This window comes from Ochrobactrum teleogrylli (assembly GCF_006376685.1).
In the GTDB taxonomy this organism is placed as follows: domain Bacteria; phylum Pseudomonadota; class Alphaproteobacteria; order Rhizobiales; family Rhizobiaceae; genus Brucella; species Brucella teleogrylli.
The window spans coordinates 1-11,760 of the sequence record NZ_VEWL01000029.1 but is presented as its reverse complement, the minus strand read 5'-3'; the positions used below and the strand labels follow the sequence as shown (position 1 = coordinate 11,760).

Below are 11,760 nucleotides of genomic sequence, written 5' to 3'. Positions count from 1 at the left end.
CTGCGACCACACCCGTCATCGTCCAGGTGCTGGTGCCATCCTTGGTATAGGAGGCAAAACCCTGATATTGCGTCTTGTCTGTATAGGCCGCGCTGCCGCCAAGCTGCCCGCCGTCAATGGTGCCATCATCCGCGCCGCCCAGCACCAGGCTGTTGCTCTTTGTGCCCTTGGCTGCAACGACATTGCCCGTGATCTTCGACTTGCCCCAGATCTCGAATGTGTTGTTGTCGCCGACAATCTCAACCGCATTCACAACTTCGGTGGCTTTCTGGTTAGGCGCCGACGCATCATAATACTCAGAGCCATGGCCATCACCGCCATAGGCAATGGTGCCATTGTTGATCACATGCGTATCCGAGCCAATGCGAATGCCAGCGCCGTCAGAGCCGTCGAAGCCATCCTTTTTAAAATAGGTGCTTGCCTTCCCGCCAGCGCCGCCCTTGCCGCCGGTCACGGTGCCAAGATTGGTGAAGCTTGCCCCATCGTCCACCACAATGCCATCACCGCCGCCGCCGCCGCCGCCGCCGTCCGCGACGAAGTATTGAAGGTCACCGTTAGGATCCAAAATATTTGGATCAAGGCCTTGTTCCAGCCCGCCACCGGCGCCACCGGCGCCACCGGTGATGGAAGAACCTTGTGCGTTGGCTAGGCTCGTGCCATTGCCGCGCAGGATGATGCCAGCACCGCCGCCGCCGCCGCCGCCGCCATCCAGTAGCTTATACATTGGATTGGCGGCCACATCATCGGCGGTCAGTCCGCCACCGGCGCCGCCAACACCACCGATGACGCTGGACCCAGCTGTGAGTGTGGAGCCAGTCCCCCCATTCAGAAAGAGCCCGGCGCCGCCACCGCCACCACCAGTACTATAGGTGCTGGTGGCTAGGGCGGTAACCTTTGAACCATTACCGCCGGCAAAACCACTGATCGTCATCGCACCGCTGCCGACGCTGGTGCCACCGACCTTCCCGCCGATCCCACCGTAGACGGGATTCTTAGTTGTGCCGTCTATTATACCCCACCCGTCCGCTCCCACGCCATTAATGGCAGAACCATGAATGGGGGTGACCACGTTAGAAGCACCAAGCGAGAGAGAGTAGCCCCCCATACCGTTCCCTAACCCGCCTTCCTCAGTATGATTGCGCGCGCTTCCCTTCCCCCACGCCCCCCCATGATACCCGATCAAATCATCGGCCTTGGCCGGGTTTGTGGCTTGTGGCAGGGCGAGGCCGGAGGCGATGGCAACGGAAAGCGCCATCACGGAAGCGCCGCGCAACAGCACGCGCTGCAAATCGCCCAGCACAACGCCGCGGCGCGCTTCTTCCCGCGCAATTGCGCCCACCTGTTTTGCCATCTGTCGCTCCAGCCTGATCGTCATCTTATGTTCACCTTCGGTCATTGAAATATCCTCGAAAAATCCATCAGCCCTGCGGCGGCTTTGGCCCTTGTGCCTGCCGCCTTGCAATTATCTGCGCTTGTGAAACCTCTGCCCGGCCCTGACGCCCTTGCCCCCCCGGGCGGGAGGGGGCGGGGCTGTTGTCTGCGGTGGCCCGCAACCCCGACGGGCAGCGACGGCAGATCGTGACGAAAGCTGTACCGGGCCGGTGGCGCCAAAGACGCGGACCGTCATCAGACGGCGCGGGGCCATCGGGGGAAAAACGTTGAGGAAGGCGGAGCCGGACCGGCGCAAGGCTTTCGGCCTTGATGCATCTGCGCCCATGCCCACAAATGGCGTGCCCTTCGGCAATGCGATGCGCGATGGTATAGCAACCGGATTGAGCGCGCGCTTGCTTGCGCGCATCTTTCCCGATCGGGTCAAAAGCCCGCCCAGCGGTCGGGTGTCCCTGCGGCGGCGCTGCACATGTATCGGGATGCGCTTTAAAGCGCGGAATGCCCACTCCGCATTTGCTACAGCATGCGAAACAGCGGAGCATGGGCAAGCCAGACCGGCAGCGCGGACAAAAGCCACGCGCAAATTGGACACGGACGGGCCCTGACCAGTCTGTGCCAGCGCAACAGTCTGTGCGGGTGCAACGGCTGGTGCCGGTGCGGCTGACGGTGACCGAGCAGCCGAGGTCCGGCTTCGCGCCACAGCAGCGGCGCGCGCAGCTGCATGCGCAACGGCTCTTTCAGCCGTCATGCCTGCAGCGCGCCGCCGCGATACCGTCCCCGCCTGCCTCAAACCCAAACCCCTTGTCCAATCTTCAAATACAAATCTCTGCTTCCGGCCTTCTGTGGATCGTCTTCCCAGTCTTCCCTGGCCCGCGCAGGCCGTGTTCAAATGGCTCACTTTCCAAGCGCGACACCGGCCAAACGCGACACCGGCCAAACGCAATGCAGGCCAAACCCAACGCAAACCAAGCGCGATGCAGGCGGCCCGCATTCGTCTTACCGCGGGAGCGGGGTTCGACGACCATGGTGGGCGGTGGGCTGACCACCTGCATCGCGCCTCGTCAAGAACACGATTCCCATGTATTCCTCAACAAATCTATAAGTAACATATCCGTGACTTTATGATATAGAGCCAATAACAACTGTCAACACCGGCAAATAATTGCCGATATATTGCTTTGTACTAATCAATGAAAATCTTCTTGATTGGTTTGATATCGTATTTTACTAATCAACGCATATAAAATGCTATTTGATCCCATTGAGAAATCCGCGCCAGGCACCCCCGCAGCACAGCGCCTTCCCCGCCGCGCCAGGCGCGCGATATTCCCAGCTGCGATACTCCCCCGCCCGAATAACCGCACGCGCACTGTTGCGTTTGCGCAACAAAACCACCACGCAAGGCCGCCGACTGCGCGCATCGCACAACCACACACTGCTTATGGAAAGCGAGAATCAGAAGCGAGCGGGTGTCTCAATGCGCGCGCGATATGTCCGGTCCACAGCGAGACAGGCCACGCCCCATAGGCCATGCGACCACGCCTTCAAACAACAAAGCCCCCAACCTTGCAGGTCGGGAGCTTGCGATTAGCGTTCATGACGAAAATTTAAAGCAATTCAGTGGAGCGAATTGTTAAAAATCCGTTTTATTTCACTTGGTATTGGGTATCAACTTCCACATTCCCATGGAATTAAAATTGATAAGATCACCGTCCGGGCCGAGTTCGCCGCCACCGTCTGGATAGAATGTATAAGTGGTTGGGGAAGTTTCCACGCAATATAGGCCACACCTGCGTTCTATCGTCAGAATGGCAGGATTTTTATCCGATGCATTTTTTGGACCCGGCTGTATGAAAACAGCCGCGCCATCTTCTCTGACATAAAAAATGTTGCCCTCTCCAAATTCAGTGAATTCACTTACCGGCGCCATCACTTGCCAATAGAAGGGTTCTTCACTCAACACCGGGATGGGGGCATCCGGATCAGTCAGGTCCACGGAAAGGTACTTGCGTGGGCCGAAAAAACTTTCATTAAGCATACTGAATACGCCATTAATGTGATCCGGACGGTTCACAATATTCATGTCATTATTGATATCATCGCTCATTATATTACTCTTTTCGATTGCAGTTGAAGTAAATATTCTTGTGGCCCCTACAGTTTCAAAATTTGAATACAGAGGGAATGCAGAACCAATTTTTGTGAAAAACGATTTACTTTCAACTGAATATATTAACAGGTAACAAAATTTCGTTACTTTAAATCGATATTAATACTTCATAATGAAGTAGGCGAAATTATTAAATCTATTAAATATTACCCGCTATAAAGAGTGGGATGCAACCTCGTCATCTGGACCCAAACCTCAGACAAAAAATCTGTTACAAAAATTTCGGTGGAACAAAGCGTGGCTAACCACTGGACGCAACTATGCTGCAAGTGCCGTGAATTGTTGTTTGAGTGAAAGCGGTGCGGTTGATCCAAAATTGCCTTGCAGCTTTCGCATCATGTGAACGAGCTCTATACCTGCGAGCGTGATGCTGGCGGCGGCTTCGGACTTCGAGCCGAGCATGGATCGTATCCGTCGTTTGATGCGGCGATGATCCTGTTCGATGGTGTTATTCTTGTATTTACTGGAGCGGATGATGAGGGACCTTCCACCCTGTCGCAACCGGCTCTCGGCATCACTTTGCATGATGGCCGTTCGTTTAGTTTGGCTCCCATCAACAGTGATCTTCTCTGGCCTGCCATGTCGGGCCAGAGCCTTGCGGATAAAGCACTGGCAGCCTTCAGCCCCCGGTTTCTGTTGAGCAGGAACAAGACGGTATTGCCGTTGCTGTCGATGGCACGATACAGATAAAGCCATTCGCCTTTGACCCTCACATAGGTCTCATCTAGATTCCAGTTGCGGGTTACCTGACGCTTCTTCCGATCGAAACGCTCAAGCAGCATGGGGCTGAAATGCAGCACCCATCGATGCACGGTCGAATGATCTATTTCAATGCCGCGCTCCGCCATCATTTCCTTCAGATTGCGGAGACTGAGATTGTAAGCCAGGTACCACCTCACACAAAGCAAGATCACTGACTTATCGAAATGGCGACCTTTGAACATCGAATAATCCAGCTTTTTGAAAGCTGAAAACCTATATCACTGCTCGTTGACGAAAACGTTTGCAACAGATCCATCTGATAGCATAGCGATTTGCCGCCGTCCGTCGGCATCAGGACGAATGCATTATTGCCTGCAATCGCATGCGATACGATCTCCGCTTGCCGCCCACCGAAGGCATCGTATCAGTAAATGGTTTTGAGAATGTGGAGCGGGTCGGTCATCATCAGTAGTCAAAACATCATTTGTTGTTCAGATTCGGCAATCACATTCATAACAGACATCGGCGAAAAATCAGTCCCTCATCGCAAGATGACGATGCCAGCGATTATACCGCATGAACGCGTTGCGGATTTCGACTGAACAAACAGGAATGGGCTTTGAGCGTTTGAGTAATTCGGGCCGGCAACCTCTTTTAGGTGCGTTAGAAAGTACAATAAAATCAATACTTATTAATGTTTTGGCAAGTTAGGGATGCGCCATCTTCAGCAAGATAGGGATGCGACAGGTGCCCTTCGGCTTTAGCTTTGAGAGTGCCAAATGTCATTGATCTGGCCATTTCACTCCGTCGCAGCCAACCGAGCCAACGCTTTTTACCGACGCGCGATAACTTCAGGATCGTTCATGTAAGCGGTGCGCGATTTGCGCTCGCGCTTCTGATAACCGTTCCCGACACTGCCATCAGGCACGCCAAACAGATGGTTCGTCTGACCTGTGCGACGGGGACCGCTCTTGCTGCGTTGCAATTCCCGGCCTGCCTGCATCTTGGCCACAATCGAAAGCATGTCATCCAGTCGCTTGTTCTCCACAACAAGCCAGCGATGACTCTTGCCAGCGCCAGTCTACCGCGGACGAAGTTCGCAGTACGTTCCTTGCACTCGACACCGTAATCCTTGGCAATCTCGCCTGCTTCCAACAACAGTTGCAACGCGGCAAGTCGACGACCGCCAGCGGTCACATAGTAATGGCCTTTCTTGTCAGCCTTGCGCACGACAAGGTTTTGCAACAGACGATAGCTATCGGCACGGATGGTTGCGGCCAGTTCTTCAATGCCGTCCTTGCTATAAGTTTTGCGCACATTCTTGGGATCGCGCTCCAGCTTTTCAAGCGGCACTATAAAGGCTGCAACGTTGTTGGTTGTAGTAGTCTGTTTGGCCATGAAACTATCTCCGGTTTCCGAATTGCCTGTTGCCCGAAGGGCTGCCCCCTCGGGCGAAGCCATCCCGGTTTGACCGGGGGAATGGCTCCTGACATTCCCCCGGACAGAGCGGGGTGGGCAAAGCCCGCCCTGCGGCGACGAGCGGGCCAGTCAAGCGGCTGGCGCGGAAGGGTGAGGAACTTCACGGGTGAGATCCCGGACCGAAGGGGAGGGGCGAACTGGTGCGGAAGTCCGGAGGCCTTCACGGGCCGCTTTACGGGTTCGATCGTTGCTGTCATGGGGCAGATGAAACGAAGTCGGCCGAAGGCCGTCAGACAGTCCAGCCTATCGGGCTGAAGCCGAGCTGCGATAGCAGCGCAGGTATCGCGTCATGCGGGCGTGACCGAAGGCCGAAACCATCCGAAGAGTGGCGACCAGGTGAAGCCGGTGCTTTTTGGCTTTGGAGAAGACGGAAAGTTCCGATGCGCCACCGGAGCCGATCCGGAGGGGTTCGGTGAGCCGGAACGGCGAATAGCACGCGGTCCGAAGGAGACGCACAATTGCCGGTTGACGTCATCGTCGGTGCATTAATTCAAATCAATTCATCGTAGAAAATAAACAACATCAATATGTTAAGGATAGCAACGCGTGTTTCGAGGAACAGGAACATATAAAACGGGCGGGAAGGGGAGTTCGAGGGGAAGGGTGTGGGTTCCCCTCGATGCAAAAGACGGTCAGTGTCTTATGCCGCTGTCCGGGTCTCTTGTTTTGGAACCAGTGATAACCTGAACCCCAGTGCATCGGCCACTTTAGCGATCGTGCCAAATTCCGGGTTTCCTTCGCCATCCAGCGCTTTATAGATTGCCTGACGGCTCAGACCTGTCTGACGAGATATATCCGTGATGCCACGAGCCTTTGCGATAACGCCCAATGCAATAGCCATCTCATGTGGATCGCCGCTTTCACTTGCGGCGGCGATGTATTCGGCAATCGCTTCGTCATTATCAAGATAACGGGAAGCGTCATATTCTCTGGTTTTAAGGGTCATATGTCACTCCTTGAGGGCTTTAGCCAGTGCCTTGGCTTCCTTGATATCTTTATCTTGTGTACGTTTATCGCCGCCACATAGAAGAACGAAAACAATGTCTCCTGAACGAACGTAATAAACGCGATAGCCGGGACCATAATCGATGCGCAGTTCGCAGACACCATCCCCTAACAGCTTAAAGTCGCCCGGATTACCCAACGCCAGACAGTCAACACGTTGCATAATGCGAGCCTTTGCCCGCTGATCAGGCAATCGAATTAACCAGTTCGCAAATTCATGAGTTTCACGTATTGAAAACATGATCATATGTAAACCATGGTTGACATATAGTCAAGCTCTTTGGAGCGATGTCGCTGCGTTTCAGCACGAGAACGACGCACCTAAATCACTGATCCGCACCAGCTCGGCGAGGATGAGGCACCCGCCTAAGTAGGTATCAATATCTGTGATTGCTTCGGCCTCACCATCATGATTGCGAGCATAGACGGTGAAGAATTCGGCATCCTCGCGGCTTAAGCCGCCAGCGGTCCATTCGCCGCCGGTTTCGTCAATCTCAGTACGGCACGCGCCAAGTTCCAAAGGACGTGAATTCGCGCCAATCCGGTTCTGCCAGTTCTGTGCAGCAATTGAAAAGCTGATGGGGTGCAAACATGATGTTCTGTCGCCTTTGGAAGCTGGGGAAGGGAGCGCCACCACTACCGTGGCGCACCGGATTTAACGAACGCCTTTAAGGGCGGCCATTTTCTCTACGCGGCGTCACTGCCTAGATGAACAGTATACATCGCAAACATTAAGCGACCAAAATAACATATGGTCGATGCATTCCGCTTTTCCGGAAATATCAAACTCTTTAAGTAAAGTGATCCATTATGAAAACAAGATGCAAAACACTAATCATATCATCATTATTATTAATCGCGGCTTTTGTTAAGTCCACATTAGCCCAAGAAGTTCCCGATGTTTTGTTCAGGGCAGATCGTCGGGATCCGAGTATTATATTTGCAAGTGGATTTCAATCATGGGGCGATGATGAAGACATAATACGCCACGTATCTGGTTATTCTGTCGGAGTGTTTCCAAGTTCCAACTATGTTGCAACAACTACATCCGCAGAAATAGCGGCGAAATTTCTAAGCTGGGATCAATCATACCAAACTTTCTGGGTCTATACAATTCGTCCGAATAATTCATTTTATTCTGCTAATTTGTCACTACGAGAAATTGTAAACACGTCTAATGACGAAAATGTTATCGCAGAAGCACGTAGTCTTATTAGCTCACAAAATGAATGGCTTGCATTAAGGCAAATACCCCCGAGCCAGATTATTTCCGCAACAGAATACAGAAATAATACTCAACAACCCAAACCTACAGGTCGAGTTTTGACCAATGACCGCTTTAATCCTGATAATACAACCGCAAATGCGACGCCATATGTTGCACATGGAAGAGCTACCACGACGGATCATGTGTATGGTAAATGGGACCGTTAGCCTTGCTTTTTGTAACAATGACATACAGAGAAATGCGCAATCATCAAAAGATGTTGGTGATGACTATATAGGAACATGCCAATATCCATTAAAAGTCGCGACCGATACATATGTCGAAGTATCCAAAGATACATACTGGGAATATTGGAAGCAAGGAACATGTAAGGGTGATTACCGCGATTACACGGCAAGGCTTATGAATATTCAAGGTAGCTGGGAAGATACGTGTCAGATTGCGCCGGTGAATGTTGATGGAGTGCCTTTTATCGAAGGAAGAAAGTGTGAGAACTCATTTGATCTAGGGACATTAATTCACGGAGAGTACGCAACATTCAGAGTTAGAGATGAATCATGCTCAAACAAAAACATTTCGCAGGCTCACTTCGCATCTAATGAGTTAATCGAAACAGGGACTGACAAGGGCTGCAATCCAAGTGGCCAGTCGAGGCGTTACGAAGCAAGATTATGGGATATTACGGGGTCGTGGGAGGATGCATGCAATGCGATGCCATTCATTATAAAAGGTAAATACTTCCCTAAACCTAGTGCATGCTTTAATCATGGTGGCATAGCCGGAGAGTTCGGCTATTTTGACGTTCATGATGCGACCTGCCCAAAATAGACGAATCGTACTTAGCGAATCAAAAATTGCATATGCGGGACTCAGCCTAACCTATGGCGTTATTTGATTTACGCGGTCTGGCTCCGTCCCCATCGCGTTGTCGTGCTGCGTCTCGCTCCGGACATCCGACACGATACGAGGCGCCAAACAAGGAAAGGACGGTGCGCTGGCGACCGATAAGGAATGGCCCCGACCGACTGGCCGGGGCTGCCGGGAAGTCAGTCCATGGGATGATTGCCATCAGATCTTCGACGTCCTGACCGGGAAAGCGTCCCAGGTTGGCATTGAGTCGACTATAGCCGATGTTGACGGAGAGCGCGTAGTATTCGCCGCCGTTCTGATTTTTCTTCCTCCAGATTCCGCCAATTTCGACACTGCGCCCGCGCGGTGTCTTGGTCCGGAGCTTGAAGACTGGAGCTTTGGGATTTTCGCTTTCAACTGGTTCGCCTGTCAGATCGAGATCGTAAGACGGTGAAGCGATGTTTCCGGTGATTGTGCCATTTTCTTCGATGCGGATGAAGTTCAGTAGATCGGTCATAATCATGTCTCCTTGTATCGTGTTGCCGATGGTCACTGATAACGGCCGGTTTCAGGGACAAATTGCATCCGAAGGAGCGAAACGAAGTGGCGCACCGCTGATGGCACGATTTTGGTCCGCGAGGAATGGCGGGAACCGCCAGGGGAAAATCGTGCCATCAGCGGTTGCTGTTTGTCCTGCCGGACGTAGTGATCCATCTAATAAGGCAACCCGCACCGAGGAACTTGGTGTGCTATACCGAGCACTTTCAGGCAGAGAAAACGGAAAGGGAATAATCGCCGATGGTGACGCCCTTACCGCTTAACGCATCGCGCAGGGGAGGGCCGGGATGAACCATCATCGCTCCGTATGAACAATTGAACGACAAGACCGCAGCGCTCACGTCAGGTAGTTGGACACAGGTGATCGCTGAGCAAATGAAACGGCGGTGCATAACAAAAGCCCCTGACTAAGCAGGGACTTTGAAATTTGTTCTAACTGGCAGTGCGCTTTACAGGTCTGAGGCGAACCTTCGCCGCATGATCGAGAATACTCTGCGATACTTCGGCAAGGTAGCTGGCACTGATGCTTCCGCGAGGTTTGGTATTCCCCACATCGAACATCATATCTGAGCGATCTTCGTTAAACTCGTCCAGAATGAAGTATGAGGGATACTTCAGATTAGCCCTCTTGCATTCGAGTTCCGGAATAAGCTTATAAGGCCGTCCGTCTTTTGGCTCCTGCGAGGTAATTGGAAACAGAAAGAGTTTTGCCGGGTCCTCTTTCGTTTTCATTACCATGCATGTCGGGCGATACTTTCTCCCGCTTTCCTCTCCCTTAGCCGCCTCGCGCGCCCAAAGGTAACTGTATTCAATAATGTCGCCGACTGCGAATTCCATGCGTTATTTAATCCCTATTTTGGGGAGTTTCGAACATTCTCTTCTAGTCCTCCCATGAGTTGATCGAAGGTGTTTTGTGGAGCATTTTCTAATGTGTAAGCTTTTGTTTTTGCTTGACTGATGACCTTGTCCCACACTTCTGTGGAAACGATTATTAGTTTCTCCTTTCCTCTTTTGGTCAGAGCTACCGGCTCTGCCAGTGCCGCATCCAGAATGTCACCGGATGCTCGGTTCATTTCTGAGAAGCTGAAACTTTTCATTGTGGTGATACGTCCTTGTTGGCTTAGTTTTATTATCCTACTTAAACCAAGCCCTATCTCAGGGCTGGCAGTACGTGATATACGTATTTTACATAGAATACGCAAGAAGAAAATTACTCCGTCCATCGATTTGGCACAGGTCCCCTGTACAGCAACGATGAATACGATCCTGAGCGGACAGGCGCGGCAGACGACGCCGTGTGATTCGACTATAAACCAGAGCGGATAGCTCGGGATAAGAGGCGGATACGTCCGCTACGCACCCAAATGCACGTTATGGGCCAGCATTGTGATGGCGGATCGTCTGAAGGACCCAATTATAGCACGAAAGCGCTTGATAAAGCGCGTCCGCGCCCACAGGCTTTCTTTCAAAAGCCCCTTTGGTCTGTTTCCGCGTTGCAAGTCAGGTTGATTAGCAGTCCGGTCGTCAACCAAAACCAGGTTCGCGACGAGCGAACGGCGTTAAGCCGCCCGTAGGGCCCTGTTTTTGGTTGTGAAAAGGCCGTCCGATCTTATTATTTTTGCCGAAGGTTGCTGTGGGCTTCGCTTTTTTTGAAGCCTATCTGATAAAAATTCAACCCAAGCTTCGGTCTGAATTTTTCAACCCATGCGGCTTGTTTTCTATCGCGAACCATTATGATGTTAGGCAGATTTTTATCGCGATATTGTCGACGCTCCGTTAACCGTTGTCCATCTTGGCCATGAGCTTGCTCATGAGACCGTATACGTTGACGCAGACTGATCAGCACACCGTAAAATCCTCTTGCAACGGGGCGGGCCATACGTTTTTTGACCGTTGGCCGCATGTTGATGGACGCGGATTGACGAGGAGTCGACCATCTGGATATCTTCGTCGTAAGCTACTAATATCGCGTTGAGAATGCGCGCCTGGCATGACGCCATCTGTTGAAGCGATTTACACAGGTCGGATAAGGACCGTATCGGGCTGGAATGTCTGCCCATGGCGCACCTGATCTCAGCCGCCAGAATATACCGTTCAAAACACGTCGATCGTCAACGCGGGCCTTACCACGCACTTTGGTCGTAAGAAGCGGTTCAATTGGAAAGTGGGAACCAGAAGCGAACGGGTGTCCCAATGAGCGCGCGTGATATGTCCGGTCCACAGCGAGATGGCCACAACCCCGCATCTCCAGGCCATGCGACCACGCCTTCAAATGACAAGGCCCCCGACCTTTGGATCGGGGGCCTGGATTTTGGTGCGATGGTGGGTGGGTTTACCAGTTCATCTTGAAGCCGACGGTTCCCTTGAGCGCGTAATTGTC

Annotated in this window: 11 protein-coding genes and 4 pseudogenes; 2 read left to right on the top strand and 13 right to left on the bottom strand. The window is 52.4% G+C overall.

From position 1 onward, the window contains the following. The 9 genes and pseudogenes from FIC94_RS22165 to FIC94_RS22125 all read right to left on the bottom strand — a co-directional run. Window positions 1-1,396: pseudogene (locus FIC94_RS22165) on the bottom strand (hypothetical protein); the annotation flags it as partial. Window positions 1,397-1,462: 66 nt separating this feature from the next. Next, entirely contained in the window at window positions 1,463-2,137 is a 675-nt protein-coding gene (locus FIC94_RS22160; RefSeq protein ID WP_140026448.1) for a hypothetical protein, read from the bottom strand. A 903-nt stretch (window positions 2,138-3,040) separates the two neighbouring features. Then, window positions 3,041-3,496: a hypothetical protein gene (locus tag FIC94_RS22155; protein WP_140026447.1), complete on the bottom strand. Its 456-nt coding sequence runs from the start codon at window positions 3,494-3,496 to the stop codon at window positions 3,041-3,043. Between the two features lie 321 nt (window positions 3,497-3,817). After that, window positions 3,818-4,503 (bottom strand): IS6 family transposase gene (locus FIC94_RS22150; protein WP_140026446.1). Its coding sequence is split into 2 segments (ribosomal slippage): window positions 3,818-4,167 and window positions 4,167-4,503, totalling 687 coding nucleotides; the frame shifts between segments, so codons are not numbered across the junction. Window positions 4,504-5,093: 590 nt separating this feature from the next. Next, window positions 5,094-5,324: pseudogene (locus FIC94_RS22145) on the bottom strand (ISNCY family transposase); the annotation flags it as partial. A 104-nt stretch (window positions 5,325-5,428) separates the two neighbouring features. Then, a pseudogene (locus FIC94_RS22140) lies at window positions 5,429-5,659 on the bottom strand (ParB/Srx family N-terminal domain-containing protein); the annotation flags it as partial. Window positions 5,660-6,380: 721 nt separating this feature from the next. After that, entirely contained in the window at window positions 6,381-6,686 is a 306-nt protein-coding gene (locus tag FIC94_RS22135) for an addiction module antidote protein (RefSeq protein WP_140026445.1), read from the bottom strand. Between the two features lie 3 nt (window positions 6,687-6,689). Further along, entirely contained in the window at window positions 6,690-6,986 is a 297-nt protein-coding gene (locus tag FIC94_RS22130; RefSeq protein WP_140026449.1) for a type II toxin-antitoxin system RelE/ParE family toxin, read from the bottom strand. Window positions 6,987-7,046: 60 nt separating this feature from the next. Next, window positions 7,047-7,334, bottom strand: a complete 288-nt coding sequence (locus FIC94_RS22125) for a hypothetical protein (protein ID WP_140026444.1) — start codon at window positions 7,332-7,334, stop codon at window positions 7,047-7,049. A 221-nt stretch (window positions 7,335-7,555) separates the two neighbouring features. On the opposite strand from FIC94_RS22125, the gene FIC94_RS22120 reads away from it, so the two are divergent. Both FIC94_RS22120 and FIC94_RS22115 read left to right on the top strand, forming a co-directional pair. Beyond that, entirely contained in the window at window positions 7,556-8,179 is a 624-nt protein-coding gene (locus FIC94_RS22120; RefSeq protein WP_140026443.1) for a scabin-related ADP-ribosyltransferase, read from the top strand. Next, the gene (locus FIC94_RS22115) at window positions 8,160-8,801 is read left to right on the top strand and encodes a hypothetical protein (protein ID WP_140026442.1); all 642 of its coding nucleotides are present in this window, start codon (window positions 8,160-8,162) and stop codon (window positions 8,799-8,801) included. The genes FIC94_RS22120 and FIC94_RS22115 overlap by 20 nt, the downstream gene beginning before the upstream one ends. A gap of 46 nt (window positions 8,802-8,847) precedes the next feature. Here FIC94_RS22115 and FIC94_RS22110 read toward each other — a convergent pair whose 3' ends face one another. The 4 genes and pseudogenes from FIC94_RS22110 to FIC94_RS22095 all read right to left on the bottom strand — a co-directional run. Further along, the gene (locus FIC94_RS22110) at window positions 8,848-9,339 is read right to left on the bottom strand and encodes a DUF736 family protein (RefSeq protein ID WP_140026441.1); all 492 of its coding nucleotides are present in this window, start codon (window positions 9,337-9,339) and stop codon (window positions 8,848-8,850) included. 473 nt (window positions 9,340-9,812) lie between these two features. Further along, window positions 9,813-10,217 (bottom strand): hypothetical protein, encoded by a 405-nt coding sequence (locus FIC94_RS22105; protein WP_140026440.1) that lies wholly within the window; start codon window positions 10,215-10,217, stop codon window positions 9,813-9,815. 14 nt (window positions 10,218-10,231) lie between these two features. After that, window positions 10,232-10,477, bottom strand: a complete 246-nt coding sequence (locus FIC94_RS22100) for a type II toxin-antitoxin system Phd/YefM family antitoxin (RefSeq protein WP_140026439.1) — start codon at window positions 10,475-10,477, stop codon at window positions 10,232-10,234. A 786-nt stretch (window positions 10,478-11,263) separates the two neighbouring features. Beyond that, a pseudogene (locus FIC94_RS22095) lies at window positions 11,264-11,574 on the bottom strand (transposase); the annotation flags it as partial. Window positions 11,575-11,760: the final 186 nt, after the last annotated feature.